At 60.8% G+C, this 18,576-nt stretch carries 16 protein-coding genes; 9 read left to right on the top strand and 7 right to left on the bottom strand.

The window, feature by feature from the left end:
• Positions 1–55: 55 nt before the first annotated feature.
• A complete protein-coding gene (gene map, locus CFAEC_RS08525; protein ID WP_290275969.1) occupies positions 56–931 on the top strand; it encodes a type I methionyl aminopeptidase in 876 nt (291 codons plus the stop codon).
• Positions 932–933: 2 nt separating this feature from the next.
• Positions 934–2,421, top strand: coding sequence for a cobyric acid synthase (locus CFAEC_RS08520; protein ID WP_290275966.1), 1,488 nt, complete (start codon positions 934–936; stop codon positions 2,419–2,421).
• Here CFAEC_RS08520 and CFAEC_RS08515 read toward each other — a convergent pair.
• The 5 genes from CFAEC_RS08515 to CFAEC_RS08495 form a co-directional block, all read right to left on the bottom strand.
• Positions 2,361–3,116: a hypothetical protein gene (locus tag CFAEC_RS08515; protein WP_290275964.1), complete on the bottom strand. Its 756-nt coding sequence runs from the start codon at positions 3,114–3,116 to the stop codon at positions 2,361–2,363. The genes CFAEC_RS08520 and CFAEC_RS08515 overlap by 61 nt on opposite strands.
• A gap of 193 nt (positions 3,117–3,309) precedes the next feature.
• Positions 3,310–3,690, bottom strand: coding sequence for a hypothetical protein (locus tag CFAEC_RS08510; RefSeq protein ID WP_290275962.1), 381 nt, complete (start codon positions 3,688–3,690; stop codon positions 3,310–3,312).
• A 43-nt stretch (positions 3,691–3,733) separates the two neighbouring features.
• Complete coding sequence (locus CFAEC_RS08505; RefSeq protein WP_290275960.1) at positions 3,734–4,075, bottom strand: hypothetical protein; 342 nt, start codon at positions 4,073–4,075, stop codon at positions 3,734–3,736.
• Positions 4,076–4,499: 424 nt separating this feature from the next.
• Positions 4,500–5,909, bottom strand: a complete 1,410-nt coding sequence (gene mtr / locus CFAEC_RS08500; protein ID WP_290275958.1) for a mycothione reductase — start codon at positions 5,907–5,909, stop codon at positions 4,500–4,502.
• 373 nt (positions 5,910–6,282) lie between these two features.
• Positions 6,283–7,335, bottom strand: coding sequence for an alpha/beta hydrolase (locus CFAEC_RS08495; RefSeq protein WP_290275956.1), 1,053 nt, complete (start codon positions 7,333–7,335; stop codon positions 6,283–6,285).
• 408 nt (positions 7,336–7,743) lie between these two features.
• Between CFAEC_RS08495 and mqo the strand changes: the two genes are divergently transcribed.
• The 3 genes from mqo (at position 7,744) to CFAEC_RS08480 (ending at position 11,354) form a co-directional block, all read left to right on the top strand.
• A complete protein-coding gene (gene mqo / locus CFAEC_RS08490) occupies positions 7,744–9,246 on the top strand; it encodes a malate dehydrogenase (quinone) (protein ID WP_290275953.1) in 1,503 nt (500 codons plus the stop codon).
• A gap of 381 nt (positions 9,247–9,627) precedes the next feature.
• Positions 9,628–10,248: a cob(I)yrinic acid a,c-diamide adenosyltransferase gene (cobO, locus tag CFAEC_RS08485; protein WP_290275951.1), complete on the top strand. Its 621-nt coding sequence runs from the start codon at positions 9,628–9,630 to the stop codon at positions 10,246–10,248.
• Positions 10,242–11,354, top strand: coding sequence for a hypothetical protein (locus CFAEC_RS08480; protein WP_290275949.1), 1,113 nt, complete (start codon positions 10,242–10,244; stop codon positions 11,352–11,354). The genes cobO and CFAEC_RS08480 overlap by 7 nt, the downstream gene beginning before the upstream one ends.
• Here CFAEC_RS08480 and CFAEC_RS08475 read toward each other — a convergent pair.
• A complete protein-coding gene (locus CFAEC_RS08475) occupies positions 11,339–12,814 on the bottom strand; it encodes a protein adenylyltransferase SelO (RefSeq protein WP_290275946.1) in 1,476 nt (491 codons plus the stop codon). The two genes, CFAEC_RS08480 and CFAEC_RS08475, sit on opposite strands and share 16 nt — an antisense overlap.
• Before the next feature lie 41 nt (positions 12,815–12,855).
• Between CFAEC_RS08475 and cobA the strand changes: the two genes are divergently transcribed.
• From cobA to CFAEC_RS08460, 3 genes are all read left to right on the top strand, one after another.
• Positions 12,856–13,644 carry a uroporphyrinogen-III C-methyltransferase gene (cobA, locus tag CFAEC_RS08470; protein WP_290275945.1) on the top strand — a complete coding sequence of 263 codons (789 nt, stop codon included), beginning with the start codon at positions 12,856–12,858 and terminating at the stop codon, positions 13,642–13,644.
• 220 nt (positions 13,645–13,864) lie between these two features.
• Complete coding sequence (locus CFAEC_RS08465; RefSeq protein WP_290275942.1) at positions 13,865–14,971, top strand: magnesium chelatase ATPase subunit I; 1,107 nt, start codon at positions 13,865–13,867, stop codon at positions 14,969–14,971.
• Between the two features lie 19 nt (positions 14,972–14,990).
• A complete protein-coding gene (locus CFAEC_RS08460) occupies positions 14,991–15,737 on the top strand; it encodes a vWA domain-containing protein (protein WP_290275941.1) in 747 nt (248 codons plus the stop codon).
• Here the strand turns inward: CFAEC_RS08460 and yaaA are convergent.
• Positions 15,727–16,485 carry a peroxide stress protein YaaA gene (gene yaaA, locus CFAEC_RS08455; protein ID WP_290275939.1) on the bottom strand — a complete coding sequence of 253 codons (759 nt, stop codon included), beginning with the start codon at positions 16,483–16,485 and terminating at the stop codon, positions 15,727–15,729. The two genes, CFAEC_RS08460 and yaaA, sit on opposite strands and share 11 nt — an antisense overlap.
• A gap of 263 nt (positions 16,486–16,748) precedes the next feature.
• Between yaaA and CFAEC_RS08450 the strand changes: the two genes are divergently transcribed.
• The gene (locus tag CFAEC_RS08450) at positions 16,749–18,515 is read left to right on the top strand and encodes a proline--tRNA ligase (RefSeq protein ID WP_290275937.1); all 1,767 of its coding nucleotides are present in this window, start codon (positions 16,749–16,751) and stop codon (positions 18,513–18,515) included.
• The last annotated feature ends 61 nt before the right edge of the window (positions 18,516–18,576 follow it).

Here is an 18,576-nt window from a genome sequence, read left to right as displayed (position 1 = left end):
GCAGGGCAACCCCCTGGTTCGGCTCGGGTGGGGGCAGGGGACTAGCATGGTGTCCATGTCTACCTTGCGTGCACCTCTAGTTCCAGGAAAACCAACCCCTATCAGGCAGGTTCCAGCCCACATTGAGCGACCTGAATATGTGTGGAAGGACGAGGTACAGGAAGCCATCGGGGAGCCGTTCGTCCAGACACCAGAGGTGATCGAAGCGATGCGCGAGACTTCCCGTATCGCTGCGAACGCATTGAAGGTCGCTGGCGCGGCTGTGCAGCCCGGCGTGACCACCGATGAGATTGACCGTGTTGCGCATGAGTACATGTGCGATAACGGTGCATACCCCTCGGATCTGGGTTACCGGGGATTCACCAAATCTGTCTGTGTCTCCCTCAACGAGATTGTCTGCCACGGCATCCCGGACACCACGGTCATCCAGGACGGGGATATCGTCAACATCGACGTCACGGCCTTCAAACACGGTGTCCACGGTGACTGTAATGCCACCTTCCTCTCCGGGAATGTCGCCGAGGAGCACCGCCTGCTGGTGGAACGCACCGAGGAGGCCATGATGCGCAGTATCCGAGCGGCCAAACCGGGACGTGAAATCAACGTGATCGGCCGGGTCATCGAGTCTTATGCCAAGCGTTTCGGTTACCAGGTGGTCCGTGATTTCACCGGCCACGGCATCGGACCCACCTTCCACAACGGCCTGGTGGTCCTTCACTATGACAACACCCAGTACCGTGACATCCTCGTACCGGGCATGACGTTGACCATTGAACCGATGATCAACATCGGATCCCTGGACTATGAGATCTGGGATGACGGATGGACGGTGCAGAACACCGACCGGAAGTTCACCGCCCAGTTTGAACACACCATCGTCATCACCGAGGACGGCAATGAGATCCTCACCCTTCCGGATGAAAATATCTGACCTTGGCTGAAGGACTCGCCGTGCTGATCGCCGGCACCACCTCGGATGCCGGGAAGTCGGTGATCACGGCTGGTCTGTGCCGGGCGTTTGCCAGGGCCGGGTTGAAAGTGGCCCCCTTCAAGGCGCAGAACATGTCCAATAACTCCATGGTCACCCCAGACGGTGGAGAGATCGGCCGTGCCCAGGCCCTGCAGGCTCTCGCGTGCGGTCTGGAGCCGTCGGTGGCCTTTAACCCCATCCTGCTGAAACCGGGGTCTGATCAACGTTCACAGCTGGTGATCATGGGTAGGGCTGAGGGCGAGGTGGGGGCCCGGGACTATATTCACCACCGACATGATCTGCGGGGGATTGCCGCCGCACAATTGGCAGAACTACGCAGACGCTTCGATATTGTGATCTGTGAGGGGGCTGGCTCACCCGCTGAGATCAATCTCCGTGCCACGGATGTGGCTAATTTCGGGCTGGCGCAGGAAGCCAGGATGCCTGTGTACATCGTCGGTGACATCGACCGGGGTGGTGTGATCGCACACCTCTTCGGCACCCATGCGATCGTGTCCCCGGAGGACCGCGGCTTGATCCAGGGTTTTGTGATCAATAAATTCCGTGGGGATCAGGGCCTGTTGGATCCCGGATTGATCCAGCTGGAGGAACTCACCGGGGTGGAAACCAAAGCCGTCATCCCGTATCTCGACGGCATCTGGATCGACGCGGAGGATTCCCTGCAGTCAGCGGTGGGGCGTGTGGTCGGACCGGGTGGGGCGCAGCCCCTGGGCACCCAGCGGCTCACCGTTGCAGCGATCCGGCTGCCACGGGTCTCCAACGCCACGGATGTGGAGGCACTGGCCGCTGAACCCGGGGTCTCGGTGACCTGGGTTCAGGACGTGGGCCAGGTAAGTGATGCAGACCTGGTGATCATCCCGGGTACCCGTGCCACGGTTGCCGATCTGGCCTGGTTGCGCGCGCAGGGTCTTGACCGGGCCCTGATGGAGCGCGCGGCGGAGAACCGCCCCATTCTGGGGCTGTGCGGGGGCTATCAGATGATGGCCAGGTCAATCACGGACGCGGTGGAATCCACGTCCAGCTCGCCCGTGGCCGGGCTCGGGCTTTTCCACGTCCACATCACCTTCGTGCAGGAAAAAACCCTGATCAACCATGGTGACGGATCCTATGAGGTGCACCACGGACAGGTGAGCCGACACCGCGAACAAACCTGGATCGAGGGGGAGGGGGCGCGTCGACAAGCATTGTTTGGAACCCATCGACACGGCTACCTGGAAAATGACACGGCGCGTCGGAGGTTTCTCGCCGAGGTGGCGGCACTGGCGGGCAAACCGGGGTTTGTGGTCAGCCAGGACACCTCCTACGAGGGGATCCGCCTCCAGCAGTTGGACATGATCGCCGATGCCTTGGAAAAGCATTGGGACCTGGATCAATTCCTCGATGAGGTGAGTAACCCCGCAAATGTTGCCAGCAACCCTGACACCATGTAAGTCCAGGCGACCACCACCGGTGACAACCAGGGCAGAAGATCAGGCAGAAGTGCGCGCCCGATCATGACGAACATGAGAATGGCCATCATCAGTGCCGGCAGGGGGATGATCCATCCGGGGAGGGTGGTGGGGGGCTTCTTCACCGCCCTGATGACGGGGAACGCGCAACCGGCGATGGACAGGGCGGCAGCCAGTGTGATCAGGAGATTCGTCTGGCCGGCACCTGGCCCCAGTGACAACCATGCCGTTGTTGCTGCTCCACCGGTGGCCATCAACACCGGTCCAGCCCACTTCACCGGAAACTGCCCCAGCCCGCCGATGTAGCAGGCAAGGACCGCGACCGGCATGAGGTAGATGGTAGACACCATTCCGGCGGTGACCAGTAACGGTGAGGCGCCGATCCGCGCAATAGCCACCAGCAACCCGATGAAGAGGATGACGAATCCGCCGAGCGCGGATAGCCACTGGTAGATCCGTGGTGGCTTGCGGTGGCGGAGCTGGAATATGACGGAGGCAGCCCCGAATGCCACGCCGGCGGCAGTGAGCAGCGCGTAGAAGGGGCTGCCCGGTACCAGCGCCGCTGCTATCACCGCCAAGAGGACCGCACCGGCGGTGGCGATGCTGGCGGTGCCCGCCCGGATGTCACGGTCACGGGGTAGTGGGGTCAGGGATCCGTGAAGAGAAGTGGTCGACACGTTATGGTTTCTGGTTTCTTCCAAAAGGGGGAGACAGGGCGGGCAGAAGGGTGGGCTGCTCGAACGGATCCCAGTCTACCCAGAGCCCGATTCCGTCCAGGGAAGGAGCCACCCGGTAATGGAGTGGCACAACAGCAGAGGGGCACCCACCATATGGTGGGTGCCCCTCAGAACTAACTACTGAAGCAGTGGATTACTGAATGATGCCGTTGTACTTCAGGAAGTTGATGACTGGGAATACGATCATGCCGAGAACGCCGCCGACGGTGACGATATCGAAAGCCCTCTCCCAGGCGCGCAGCCAGCGTGGGACGTCATTGCCGGAGTCCTCGCGGGAGGAACCGAATGCATCGGTGCCGTAGCCTGGCTCATCAGCGTTGAGGTCCTCGCCCCACTTCCAGGCGGTGGAACCGTTGGAGGAGAGCATGGAGGACAGACCTGGATCTTCGTTGGTCTCGACGATGGGGGTCTCCTGGTCGATGTCACCGTCCTGGGCGGTGGCAGCGGTCATGCCACCGAGGGAGATGGCAGCAGCGGAGACGATTGCAATTGCAGAGTTGCGGAACTTACGCATTGTAGTGCGGACCTTTCGGATCGTGCAGAAGTGGGGAGGTTACTTACTTGAGAACGCCGGTGTAGACCAGGTAGTTGTAAGCAGGGAAGACGATGACGCCCAGGACGGACGCGATGGCGCCGATCCAGGTCAGGTCGTACATGTTCTGAACCCAGGAAGGGGCGTCTTCACGGTTTTCAACTTCACCGAAAGTGTCTTCGCCGGTGACAGGCTCATCGGCATCCCAAGCCTCGCCCACGCCAGCGAAGCCGCCGGATGAGAGAGCGGAGAAACCGGAGGAAAGGTCAGCGCGGGTGTCTTCCTGAGCGGAAGCGATGGAGGTGGTGCCCAGGGTCAGGGCAAGTGCAGTAACGCCGGCGACTGCAGCGGTGCGGAAAGAACGCATGAGAAAGTCCTTTGAAATTAGTAGCATCTTCCCGCCCTCGCGGGCGGGACTGAACATAGTAATCAGCGACTTCAAACCAACGAAGTGTCGATTTCAGATGACGCCTAGCGATTAGTTTACCCAGAGTCCGAGGAGTTTGTTGGGAACAACTGTTAGAAGTTGATGAAACCAATAAAAGCCTGGATTCTGTAACCAGATCTTCCTAACTGGCTGTCAGGTAATCCAACAGAGGTCAGTTTAACCACATTTGCTGACCCTTCAACGGGCGGGGGCATCCAAAGGGGTGATACTTTCCGATAAAGCGCCACAGTCGGCTATGTGTTCCCTGGGGAAATCATGGGAGGGCCGGCTCTGCCTGGGAATATTTGACACGTAAAGTTAATCGTGCACTGTCCAAGACGGGATTTTTAAGCGTTTCCGCAGCTCAGAAATCTAAGCCGAGAAGTGCATTTTCCACGACCTCCGGCAGAGCCGGGTGGATCCAGTATTGATTGCCCGCTACCTCCCGGACATCCAGATTGAAGGCCATGACGGTGATGAGCTGCTGGATCAGGCTTGCTGCCTGCGGTCCAATGAGATGGGCCCCCAGGAGCTTTCCGGAATCCTTGTCTGCGATCAATTTCACAAACCCGGAGGTGTCCTCCATTGCCCAGCCGTAGGCGACATCTCCGTAATTCTGGATTTTGACTGTCAGATTGAACCCGGCGGCGTGTGCCTCGGTTTCTGTCAACCCGACCATGGCGATCTGCGGATTGGTGAACACCGCTGACGGCACGTGGTCATGAGGCATTGGGCGCAGGTCCTCAGGATTGAGGAGATTATGCTTCACTGCGCGCATCTCAGCATTGGCCACGTGCTTCAACTTGTAGGGGCTGGAGACATCCCCCAATGCCCACACCCCCGGTGATGAGGTGCGACCGAATTCATCCACCCGGATACGTCGCCCGATCATGTCGATGCCACCCTTGTCCAGATCCATCTGATCACCATTGGGCGTCCGGCCGGTGGCAACCAGCAGCACCCCGGTGTTGATGCTCTCCCCGGAATCAAGGGTGATGGTGATGGATCCATCGGACTGTTCATTGAGGTCGGTGATCGACGTGGAGAGCCGTACATCCAGACGTTGCCCGGTGATCTCACCGATCCTGGCCGAAATGTCCTCATCGGAGTCCCGGAGCAGGACATCAGAACGATTGATCAGTGTGACAGCGGTGCCAAGGGATGCGAAGACGTGGGCGAATTCCAGGGCGATGAAGCCACCGCCCACAATGACAAGATTCTCAGGCAGATCCGGAAGGCGCATGATGTCTTCATTGGTGTAGTACCGCACTCCCGACTCTTTGATCACCGGCGGGATGAAAGGACGGGAACCGGTGGCGATGACGATTTGGTCACCCGTGATGATCTTTTCCTCCCCTGCCTGGCCGGTGGAGATGGTCTTGTCATCGATGAACCGGGCATGCATGTCATAGACATCGATGTTGGGGGTTTCAGGTCCACGACGGTAGGCCTCGCCACCCTGCGCGATCGGATCAATGCGATTAGCAAACACCCGCTGCACAATCGACGGCCAGTCGACGCTGTTGTAGCTGGCATCAATGCCGAGTTTCGCTGCTTCCCGGATCTCCCGGGCGACATCCGCCGCGTAGACGAACATCTTGGTGGGAATGCACCCCACATTCAGACAGGTGCCTCCGAACACACCCTTCTCCACAATGGCGATGGACTTGTCATCGAACTCCGGGCCCGGGATCGAGTTTCCTGAACCCGTACCGATGATGATGAGGTCATAGTGCTGAGCGGCAGAGGTGGAACCGGGCGTGGAATCGGACATGGAAGTAGAACTCCTGATCTGAGAAAGTGATGCGAACCTGGGGAAGGGGTAACCGGGGGCCTGGGACAAACAGAGGGGAGATGCCATCGTGGTCAACACCGATGGCCAAACTCCCTATGGCGACACAGATAATCGTAGAACCTAATCGTAGAACCACACGCGGGACACCGTGGCTCCATCCAGGGTTGTTGTCACCGTCTGGACCTGTCGCCGTGATTCAGGCTGTCGGCTGTTTCCCCACACAGGTCAACAACCGGGTGCCGGTTTTTCTTCCCCTTGAGTATTCCAGAGATCATCCCCGGGGCCAGTTCAGTGGGGCCCCGAGGGGGTTTCCCAGGCGCAGATACCTGGGGCATACCCTGGGACGCACGCTTCAGAATGATGTGAGCCAGTTCAGCATGACCCGCATGGCCTCCTCGCGAACAGGTTTCCGGGAGAGGAACACATCATGGCGTGCCCCGTCGAGCTGGTGAATGGTCACCTGCCGGGGAGGGGAATTCAACATGGGGGAGTACTTCTCCATATGACGGATGTCCAGGACGGTATCGGAGGAATCCACCTCCGGGGTCTGTTCACGTTTGAACCAGGATCGGGCAGATGACAGGGTGAGCACACTGACACCCACGTTGACCTGGCCTGACTGTACCGACCGGTGTCCTGCCATCACAGCTCTTAGCCAACCGAACTTCTTGGGGTGTCCCTCCACGGGTTTCATCGTCATATCGAAGTCCCATTCGCCGAGGTGATCCCGGTGGATGGACCTGCCGTAGGTTCCCAGGCCATCGCGGGGGAGCGTCCAGAGGGGTTTTTTCCGGCCAATCAGGTCAATGACGGGGCCGATGATCCGCACCACCGGGGAGGGGTACATCATGGCCAGCCAAGGACTGTTGAGTACTAGCGCAGACACCCGGGAGTGCCGATCGGGATCGGACGTGCGCAGCTGATCCAGCCACAGGGGTGCGATCAGGCCACCGGTTGAGTGCCCGACCGGGATGACAGCGGGATGGGTCGCGGAAAGGATATCCAGGGCTGCCGTGAGATCAGGGAAATAGTGTGACAGATCAGTGGTGTAGTGCCACTGTTGTCCCGGGCGGTGGGAACGCCCACATTTGCGCAGGTCCAGCCCGTACACCGCATAACCCTGGGAATGGAAGAACTCGGCAAACTCCGTGTGGAAGAAGTAGTCGGTCATGCCGTGGATCCACAGCAGGGCAGGTCGTTGACTGAAGTCGCTTAGGTTCGTGGATCCCTGTCCCGAGTCGGTGGGAAGGTGTCGAACCAGGGTGGCTTCCACGTCGGTTTCATTGTCCGGGTCCGGACCCAGGGGCAGTGTGAATTTCTGGTAGTCATCGCCGAGAAGATCCTCGGTCCAACCACCATCCGGTGAACCCGCACCAGCCCGGTTTTCTTCGCTGAATGAACCCATTCTCTAGAGATTAGTTAAATCTGACCATTCGGGGAAGACCGGGGTCCGGAGCCGGTCTTTCCACCGGGGACTGCGGTGGTCCCGCCCGGTGAATCAGGGCGGGTCAGTGTGAAAACACGTGTGGATCATGGGGCGGATGTGGACAATGGTGGGCTTGGGGGTGGTGGAAGGGGGAGAATAACAGCTGGTTGGTGGGTTTATCTGGTGGGTATTTACGTGCCCTCTCACCTGCAGGCGTACACTATTCAGCTACGGACAGCGGGCACCTGCGTCTCCCGGTGAGGATGACGGCAGGTGTTCACCAGAGTCGCAACCAATCCACCCTGTAAGCATGCAGTGTGGAATGCCGGGCGCGATGCGCATGTTGGTGTTCGGCAGACAACTCGCGGAGATAAAAGGAAGTTGAACATGTCAGATTCCCCGAAGAACGCACACAAGATCACCGATGAGGTTGATGTAGTCCTCGTTGGTGCTGGAATCATGAGCGCCACCCTCGGCGCGATGCTGCGCCAGCTGGAGCCCAGCTGGTCCCAGGTGATCTTTGAGCGTCTGGATGGAGCGGCACAGGAGTCGTCCTCCCCGTGGAACAACGCCGGCACCGGACACTCCGCTCTGTGCGAGCTGAACTACACGCCGGAGAAGAACGGCAAGATCGATATTTCCAAGGCCGTTGGCATCAACGAGAAGTTCCAGGTCTCCCGTCAGTTCTGGTCCCACCAGGTGGATGAGGGCATCCTCTCCGATCCTGCTGAGTTCATCAGCGCTGTTCCACACGTGTCCTTCGGACACGGCGCTGACCAGGTCGCCTACATTAAGAACCGCTTCAATGCATTGAAGGATCACCCTCTCTTCCAGGGTATGGAGTACACCGAGGACGAGGCCGTCTTCTCCGAGAAGCTGCCACTGATGGCTGAGGGACGCGACTTCTCTGAGCAGGTTGCCATCTCCTGGATCAACGAGGGCACCGACATCAACTACGGCTCCCAGGCCAAGCAGTTCCTCAAGGCTGCTGCTGATGGCGGCACCGAGATCCGTTATGGCCATGAGGTCAAGGACATCACCAAGGACGGTGCGAAGTGGAAGGTCACCATCAAGAACGTCCACACCGGTGATACCCAGACCATCCGCGCGAACTTCGTCTTCGTGGGTGCAGGTGGCATGGCTCTGCCACTGCTGCAGAAGTCCGGAATCCCTGAGATCCGCGGATTCGGTGGCTTCCCTGTTTCCGGCCAGTGGCTGCGCTGCACCAACGAGGAACTCATTGAACAGCACGGTGCCAAGGTCTATGGCAAGGCATCCGTCGGCGCCCCGCCGATGTCTGTCCCACACCTGGACACCCGCGTCATCGATGGCCAGAAGGGTCTGCTCTTCGGCCCCTACGCTGGCTGGACCCCGAAGTTCCTGAAGGAAGGCTCCAACCTGGACCTCTTCAGCTCCCTGCGTCCGACCAACCTGGCGTCCCTGCTGGGTGTCGGTGTGCAGGAGCTGGGTCTGACCAAGTACCTGATCACCGAGGTGGTCAAGGACATGAACGCGCGCATGGAAGCACTGCGCGAGTACATGCCTGAGGCCCGTGAAGAGGACTGGGAGCTCATCACCGCCGGTCAGCGTGTCCAGGTGATCAAGCCAGTCGACGCGCCACGCTTCGGTTCCCTCGAATTTGGCACCACCCTGATCAGCAACTCCGAAGGCACTATCGCAGGTCTGCTCGGTGCATCCCCGGGTGCGTCCATCGCGCCGGCGGCCATGATCGAGCTGCTGGAGCGTTGCTTCGGCGAGCGCATGATCGAGTGGGGCGACAAGCTCCAGGAGATGGTCCCGTCTTATGGCAAGAAGCTCTCCAACGAGCCTGAGATGTTCGCTGAGCTCTGGGAGTACACCCAGAAGACCCTCAAGCTGGAAGAAGTCTAAACCTTTTCGGTCTAGGTTCACTCCCTCCCCCTTCCGTCCGTGTCAACGGGCGGGAGGGGGAGTTTTTCGTCGATAAGCGCCCCTCTAGTGAGGGGGACATTGCTGGAATACAGACGAGGTTGCCGCCTTCTATGACTATGTCGTTGAACCTGCCCCCTGGGTGGGGTAACCATCCGGTCGGTCGAGCGGTATCAGAAGCAGGGGTTATTAAGGGGATAGCGGGCTGCCGCTTCATGCTCAATTTCGATTCGCTCATGGGGATGAAGAAGATCGAGATCGACGGGTTCAATAACTAGCCCGGCACATGCGGACTTAGGATGGGATGACCGACAGAGGAGCAACTCCATGCCCTCAGGTGTTGTCTAAACAAGGAGCAAGAACATGGCTGAAGGCCAACTCGATCCGGCGTCCATCCCCGATGATGGCCTGACCACCCGGGAGCGTCGACTGCTCCCCATCACCGCGGTCCACACCGGCCCGGGGAAGGGGAAATCCACCGCCGCCTTCGGTATGGCGATGCGTGCTTGGAACAACGGTATGGATATCGCCGTGTTCCAATTCATCAAATCGGGCAAGTGGAAGGTGGGGGAGCAGGCCGTACTGACCCGACTGGGGGAACTCCACCGAGACACCGGTGAGGGTGGCCCTGTGGAGTGGCACACCATGGGTGCGGGCTGGTCCTGGTCCAGGAAGCGTGGCACGGAAGAGGATCACGCGCTTGATGCACAGGAAGGCTGGGAAGAGATCAAGCGCCGACTCGCATCAGAACAGCATGACATGTACATCCTCGATGAATTCACCTACCCACTGACCTGGGGCTGGGTGGATGCCGGTGAAGTCGCGGAGGTGCTCCAGAACCGGCCCGGAACGCAGCATGTGATCATCACCGGCAGGAATGCTGATCCCCGGATCGTCGAGGTCGCTGATCTGGTGACGGAGATGACCAAGATCAAACACCCCATGGATGTGGGGCGCATGGGGCAGAAGGGCATCGAGTGGTAGCACCCGCTGGCTTGGTTCTAGCTGGTCTCACCGCCAGGAGCGGTCAGGTCGGAATCGCGGCTGAACTGATCAACGCCCGCGGTGGAGTCCGTTTCAGCGTGGGGTCCCCACAACAGGGCTGTTGGCTGCTTGATCCGGTTATGTGCGGTCCGGAGCGGATCAGGGATCTTTATGCGCAAGGCAGCCGGGGTGCTGACCTTGCGGTCATCACGGGAACCGGTGGGCTTTTCGACGCCCGCACCGTCCCCGGTGGCTTCGTGGAGGGCACAGCGCCGGGATCACCAGCCCATGTGGCAATCCTGCTGGGATTGCCGGTGGTACTCGTCATTGATCTCAGTGGGATGTCACAGACTGTGGGTGCTGTCATCAAAGGAATCACCAGCATGGATACGTCGGTGCGTATCGCCGGGGTGGTGTTGCTCGGCTGGAGTGGTGAAACCCACCGGGAGACGTGTCGAAGTGCCGTGGAGGCGCAGGGCATACCCGTTGTGGATGACCTCGACGGCATCGCTGCCTTGGCCGAACACCCGGCAACCGGTAGGGAGCGGGGCGCAGGGGCCAGCGTGAAGAAGCATCCGGACAACCCTGTGATCGCGGTGGCTACCGGAACACAGCCGGAATGGGCGTACCTGCTCAGCGCGGAAGGTGCACAGGTGGTCGACTTTGATCCGCGGACCGACCAGACTCCTGACTGTGATGGTCTGATCATCACCGGTGGGATTGCCCCGGATCTGCGCACGCATGTCGCATCTGGAAAACCTCTGTATGTAGAGGGACTGGCCGCAGGGCAGCTGGCGAAGCAACTGAAGCTGGATCTGTCCAGTGGCGATTATGACGCTGATGTCTACCGGGAGGCGGTGGCCCTGGACCATTCACTGATGTGTGAGGCGGGCCAACGGGTGATCGGGGTGGACCGCGCGAAGGCCGTGTCAGTTACTTCTCCCGGGTGGGCACCGATGTGGGGCTGGCGGACAACCACAAGGCTGGTCCGGGAGGGATTCCAGCGTGGAAACGTATCCGCCACCAGCCTGGGCATCCATCCCGCGGGTGTGGCCGGGGCAGTGGAACGCTTCGTGGCAGCCTGTGCGGGTCAGGTGCCGCAATAGGTCATGTAGTCATCCTCGAACCCCTCCGGGCTGGGTTGTTCAAACCTCTCGTGGCCAGGTCGATGCTCAAAGGGGTTGGTGACCAGTGATAGCAGGGTGTGGAAGGCCTCCCAGTCACCCTCGGTGGCATCATCGAGTGCCTCTTCAACGAGGTGGTTGCGTGGTACATAGATCGGGTTGATCCGCTGCATGGCCTCAAGATCTGGAGTGAAACTCCACCAGTGGGTGATCCACTCCCCGAAACCCTCCGGTGCCACCGAATCCTCAGACCAATCGCTCAACGCCCGGTTGAGCATGGTCAGATCGGGGGAATGGGCGCGTAGGAGGGAAACGTAGGCCCCGATGAGTTCCTCGGCCCCCGGGGCATCAGGACTCACTCCGAGGCTTCCGGCCATCTCCCGGTGGAATGCCTTCTGGTAGCGGTCGGCGTAGGTCCCCATCAACTCCTGGGCGGTGTCCATGCCGTCATCTGGTGTCTCTCCCAATAGTGGGAGCAGGGTTTCTACCAGGCGGGCCAGGTTCCATCCGATGATCGCGGGCTGGCTGGAATATCTGTACCGGCCATGGGTGTCAATGGAGCTGAACACGGCACCGTCCCGGTAGCGCTCCATGAATGCGCATGGACCGTAATCAATGGTTTCGCCGGAAATCAGGGTGTTATCAGTGTTCATGACACCGTGGATGAATCCGAGGCGCATCCACTGGGCCACCGTCTGATTCTGGGCATCCATCACGCGGTTGAACATACCGACATATCGATCAGGGCCCTCGGTGCGGGGTTCATCCAGCTCCGGGAAATGTCGGCTGATCGCATGGTCAGCCAGGCGGCGGGACAGGTCGATGCCACCGGTGATGTTGGCGTATTGGAAGGAACCCACCCGGATGTGACTGGTAGCGACGCGCACCAATACCGCACCCGGCACGACCTGTCCGCGCTGGATCTTCCTTCCGGTGGTCAGCACCGCCAGAGAACGGGTGGTGGGAACCCCCAGGGCATGCATGGCCTCGGAGATGATGTACTCACGCAGGATGGGCCCCAGAGCCGCCCGGCCATCAGCACCACGGGAAAACTGTGTGCGTCCGGAACCCTTGAGGTGGAGATCGCGGAGTGTGCCGTCCGGGGCCTGGATCTCCCCGAGAAGCAGGGCACGTCCATCGCCCAGACTGGGGACGAACTGGCCGAACTGGTGGCCGGCATAACCCTGGGCCACCATCTTCGTGGTGGGGCTGGGATTCAGGCCGAGCAGGAACTCAACGCCGGCGGGTGTCCGGAGCCAGTCCGGGTCCAGGCCGAGCAGGTGGGCCAGGTCCTCATTGAGCAGCATCAGTTCCGGGGCGGGCTGTTCTTCACCCTGCCAGGCAGCGGACATTTCCGGGAGATCGCTGGCGAAGCGGGCTTCCAACTTGAAGGGGGCCGGGCTGGGTGCAGGAAATCGGTCCGTGTTCGTTGGGGTACTCATGGTGCCAGCCTAGCCATATGCACCGGCTAGGATATTGAGCCATGAGTCTCGATGAATCAACCCCGGTCACCACACCTGCACCCAGCGCGGCACCCACTGTCGCGCTCATCGGCGGTGGACCGGGTGCCTGGGATCTGATCACCGTGCGTGGAATGAGACGCCTGCAGGACGCCGATGTCATCCTGACTGACCATCTCGGCCCCACCAGCGAACTGGACAGGTTGTGCGATGTGACCACCAAGGAGGTGGTTGATGTATCCAAGCTTCCCTATGGCCGGCAGGTGGCACAATCCCGCACCAATGAGATGCTGGTGGAATATGCCTCAGCAGGTAAGAAAGTGGTCCGCCTAAAAGGCGGGGATCCCTATGTGTTCGGTCGTGGTTTCGAAGAACTGCAGTACCTCGCCGAGCACGGTATCGCCTGTGAAGTGATCCCCGGTGTCACCAGCGCGATCTCTGTTCCGGGAGCTGCCGATGTGCCGATCACCCAGCGGGGAGTGGTGCACTCCTTCACGGTGATCTCTGGACATCTTCCACCCGGTCACCCCAGTTCGCTCCTCGACTGGGATGCGCTGGCGAAGACGGGCAGCACCTTGTCCATCATCATGGGTGTGAAGAATGCGGGAAAGATCGCTGATGCACTCATGAGTGGCGGGCTACCTGGCTCAACACCAGCTGCCATCATCCAGGAAGGCACCATGGATACCCAGAAATCAGTGCGGTGCACACTGGGCACCCTGGGGGACACCATGAAATCTGAGAATATCAAGCCACCAGCGGTATATGTGGTGGGTGCCGTTGCAGGCCTTGAGGTTGCCCCCAACGCGTAAAACCAGGCTTTCAGGTTCGCCATAGAACCAGGAGTGTTCACATTCGGGGGTGAAAAACCTGTGGTGACAAGCCACGTTCCCGCAATCTGGGCCGGTGGCTCACCCTCTGGGTAGGGTATCCCAATAATCCCCGGCAGAGCACAGTGTCGCCATGCCGCGACACCGATCTCTTACGGTAACCATGTGAAAAACATCGTGTGAAAGGTTTGAACCCACTCCAATGTCCCCCAGCCAGGTTGTCCGGTATCCGTTCTCAGCAGTGGTGGGCCAGGATGAGCTCCGGCTCGCCCTGATCCTCACCGCCATCTCCCCGCGCATCGGTGGCGTGGTGATCCGTGGTGAGAAGGGCACCGCCAAAACCACCACCGTCCGCGCCTTCGCCGGCCTGCTTGGTGACGCCCCGCTGGTGAACCTCCCGCTCGGCGCCACCGAGGACCGGGTGGTTGGTTCCCTCAAAATGGAAACCGTGCTCACCACCGGCAGAGCCGAGTATCAGCCCGGTCTGCTTGCGCAGGCAGACGGGGGCGTTCTCTACGTGGATGAGGTCAACCTGCTCGCCGACCACCTGGTGGATGCCCTGCTCGACGCAGCCGCCAGCGGCCGGGTATCCATCGAACGCGATGGCATCTCCCATTCCTCACCGGCCAACTTCGTGCTGGTGGGAACCATGAATCCCGAGGAAGGGGAACTGCGCCCCCAGCTGCTGGACCGCTTCGGTCTGTCCGTGGACGTGGTGGCCTCCAACAATCCGGATACCCGCGTGGAGATCATCCGCAGGCGCCTGGCTTATGAAGCGAATCCGGAGCAGTTCATCGAACGGTGGGCAGGCCAGGATGCTGAAACGTCAGAACGCATCCACCGGGCCAAGGAGATCCTCCCCGATGTTGAACTGCCGGAGGAAATCCTCGCCCAGATCGCCTGGCTGTGTGCCCGCATCGAGGTGGACGGCATGCGCGCTGATCTTGTGATCACCCGCACCGCGCTGGCACATACGGCCTGGCAGGGAAGAACCCGCATCACCGATGAGGATGTGGAGGTTGCCGCCCGCCTGGCACTGCCACACCGTCGACGCCGTAATCCTTTTGACGCCCCGGAGATGGAGGAACGCAAACTTCAGGAGGTACTCCAGGAGGCACGCAACTTCTACAAGGACACCACCAAACAAGGCCCGGCAGCAGAGATCACCGACGAGGACACCGGCGCCACCGCGCTGGCGGACACCGATACTCCCACCGATGATCAGGGTCTTCAGGGAACCGCACAGGCCAAGGCCCAGACGACCGGAAAGGTAGGTACAGCCGGCCACGGCGATACCTTTCGCTCCTAGAATCTTCCGTTTCAACTCGATGGGTGATGAGGACTCCACCCCGGGCCGCCGGTCAAAGGCCTATTCCCGCCAGGGCGCGGATGTGCGTCCGAAGAAGGACGGTCACGGGATCAACCTCGTCGGCACTCTCATGGCGGCCGCCGACCGCGGCGCCGCCGTGGTAGACGGACTGGTGGATTTCCGGCCAGAGGATCTACGGGGCTCACTGCGCCGCGGTCGGGAAGCCAACCTGATCGTGTTCGTGGTGGACACCTCAGGTTCCATGGCGGCCCGGTCCCGTGTTCGTGCAGTGACCGCGGCGATCCTGTCCATGCTCACCGACGCCTACCAGCGCCGGGACAAGGTGGCCGTCATCGCCGTCAACGGCAATAAACCCACCCTGGTGTTGTCACCGACCAGTTCGGTGGACATGGCGCAAAAAGCCCTGGACGCCATGCCGATGGGTGGACGTACCCCGCTGGCGGAGGGGCTGCTCATGGCTAAGGAACTCATGGAGCGACAGCACCGGAAGGAACCCTCCCGACGCCCGCTGCTCGTGGTCATGACCGATGGCGAGGACACCTCGGACGCAGGGGAGGCCGGCATCGCCACCGCAGCTCAGGCCGTGGTGAAATCCAGTCTCTCCGGCAACCTGGTCATCGACTGCGAGGGCAGGCTCAAGATCCGCAGGGAACGTGCAGCAGTCCTCGCAGAGATGCTCGGCGGGGTGTGCGTGAGACTGTCGGATATGAACGGTGACAACATCAAAACCGTCATCAACGCGTAGGAACCGCTGACGCCACCACCAGCGTCAGGGTCTCCTTCGCGCCGGGGTTCTCCTCGACGGTCATTCCGGCGCGACGTGCGATCTGGGCAACCTCGCCGGCGGTGGTGGCATCCTCAGGGGCTTCCGCAAGGATCCGGGCCAGTTCGCCCTTGTAGAACTTGTTGAAGTGGCTGACCACCTTGCGGCTGCCATCATCCATGAGGGATTCCACTCTCACCGTCACAGCACCCGGGACACGACCCAGCTGTTGGTAGGTGCCACTGCGCAGATCGATGATCAGTTCATCCACCCCAGTGAGCGCGTCGGTGATGACCGAACCCCAGCGGGCTTTCATCGTGGGTGCGGAGGTATCAGGACGGGGTAGTTTGGTGCCACCGGAGAGTCGGTAGTGGGGGATCGGGTCAGAGGCGCGGACCACACCGAATAGTGCTGAGCCGATGGCCAGACGGTTAATTCCCGCCTCTGAAAGGGTGCCGGCGGAGAGGGCGTCGTAAAGCACACCGGAATACCGCAACACCGCAGGCATGGTGGGGGCGGTGGTCAACTCGGTGTTGGCAACGGCCTCCGGCCGGAGTTTTTCTGAGATGCCCAGGATGGGCAGGGCCTCATCGGGGGACAGTTGCTCCAGGTCGTTGATGATGGTTTCCCGCACGTGGTTGAGTTCCGGGAAGCTCATCGCGGGCAGGTCCAGCGGGGCACCCTGGCCGCCGGGTGTCTTGGTTTCGGAAGGCGGTAGGAGGATCAGCATGGGTATCAGCGTACAAAATGCCCTCATGGGGCGGGGTCGGTGGGCACCGGACCATGGGGTGGGTGTGCGCAGGAGCATGGGGTGGGTGTGCGCAGGAGCATGGGGTGGGTGTGCGCAGGAGCATGGGGTGGGGACTGGGGATGCGATTTGGAGGGGACTGGGATTGGCGCCGGGGTGGGGCGTACGGTGGGCGTTAACGGGGGAAACTCATAAACACCGCCCTGCAGTGGGCACACCCAGTTGAAGGGGTATATTTTACACTCATGATCACACGTCTTTCCACGCTCTTCCTGCGCACGCTGCGCGAAGACCCGGCCGATGCCGAGGTCCCGAGCCACAAGCTGCTCGTCCGCGCCGGTTATATCCGTCGCGTCGCACCGGGAATTTACTCCTGGCTTCCGCTCGGTCTCCGGGCACTGCGCAACATTGAACATGTTGTCCGCGAGGAAATGGATGCCATCGGTGGCCAGGAACTGCTGTTCCCGGGCCTCCTGCCACGTGAGCCGTATGAGACCACCCAGCGTTGGACCGAATACGGTGACTCCCTGTTCCGTCTGAAGGATCGTAAGGGCGCGGACTACCTCCTGGGCCCCACCCACGAGGAGATGTTCGCCTCCACGGTGAAGGATCTCTACAGCTCCTACAAGGATTTCCCCGTCACCCTGTACCAGGTGCAGACCAAGTACCGTGATGAGGAACGCCCCCGCGCCGGTATCCTGCGTGGTCGTGAGTTCGTGATGAAGGATTCTTATTCCTTCGACATGTCAGATGCGGGCCTGGAGGAATCCTATGCTCGTCACCGTGGTGCCTACCAGCGCATCTTCGATCGTCTGGGCATTGATTATGTGATTTGTAAGGCCACCTCCGGTGCCATGGGCGGATCAGCGTCTGAGGAGTTCCTCGCTGTTTCCGCCAACGGTGAGGACACCTTCGTCCGCGCCACCGATGGTGATTACGCCGCCAATGTGGAAGCAGTGGTCACCCAGCCGGGTCAGGAGCACTCCATCGAGGGCCTGCCTGAAGCCGTGGTGCATGAGACCCCGGTGTCAGAGACCATCGAAGCGCTCGTGGCCTGGGCTAACTCCATCGGTGTGGAGATCAACGGCCACGCTGTTGAAGCCTCTGACACCCTCAAGTGCGTGGTGGTCAAGACCCGCGAACCGGGTGCAGAGGACTGGGAGCTCACCGGCGTCCTCATCCCGGGTGACCGCGAAGTGGACATGAAGCGTCTCGAGGCCTCCCTCGAACCCGCTGAGGTTGAACTGGCCGTGGAGTCGGATTTTGCCAAGAATCCGTTCCTGGTCAAGGGCTATGTTGGGCCTGTCGGACTGGCGGAGAACGGTGTCCGTGTGCTCGCTGACCCACGTGTGGTCACCGGCACCTCCTGGATCACCGGCGCTGATGCGAAGGAACGTCACGTGGTCGGACTGGTCGCGGGCCGCGATTTCACACCGGATGGTTTCATCGAGGCCGCCGAGATCCGGGAGGGCGATCCCGCACCGGCGGGGCAGGGCACTCTGACGCTGGCCCGTGGCATCGAGATTGGCCATATCTTCCAGCTGGGCCGCAAGTACACCGAGGCCTTTGACGTGCAGATCCTGGATGAGAATGGCAAGCGCGCCATTCCCACCATGGGTTCCTATGGCATCGGCGTGTCCCGTCTGCTGGCGGTCATGGCTGAGCAGAACCACGATGACGCCGGCCTTAACTGGCCCGTCAATGTGGCCCCGTACCAGGTCCACGTGGTGGCCGCGAACAAGGACGCCGCAGCCATCGAGGCAGCTGAGCGCTACGCCAGCGAGCTGTCCCAGGCCGGCATCGATGTGCTTTTCGACGACCGCGCCAAGGTCAGCCCCGGAGTTAAGTTCAAGGATGCTGAACTGCTCGGAATGCCCTTCGCCCTGATCCTTGGCCGTGGTTATGCCGAGGGCACCGTGGAACTCCGTGTCCGTGGTGGGGAAAAGACAGAACTGTCCCTGGATGAGGCAGTGGACACCATCGTCCGTCTGGTCAACGAGGCCCGCGCGTAGTTCGTCTTCTGCTGGATATACAACAGCACCCGCTCCTTATCCCACCTTCAACGAGGGAGGG

This window comes from Corynebacterium faecale (assembly GCF_030408735.1).
In the GTDB taxonomy this organism is placed as follows: Bacteria; Actinomycetota; Actinomycetes; order Mycobacteriales; family Mycobacteriaceae; genus Corynebacterium; species Corynebacterium faecale.
The sequence above is the reverse complement of the archived record's forward strand: the minus strand, read 5'-3'. Positions and strand labels throughout refer to the sequence as shown.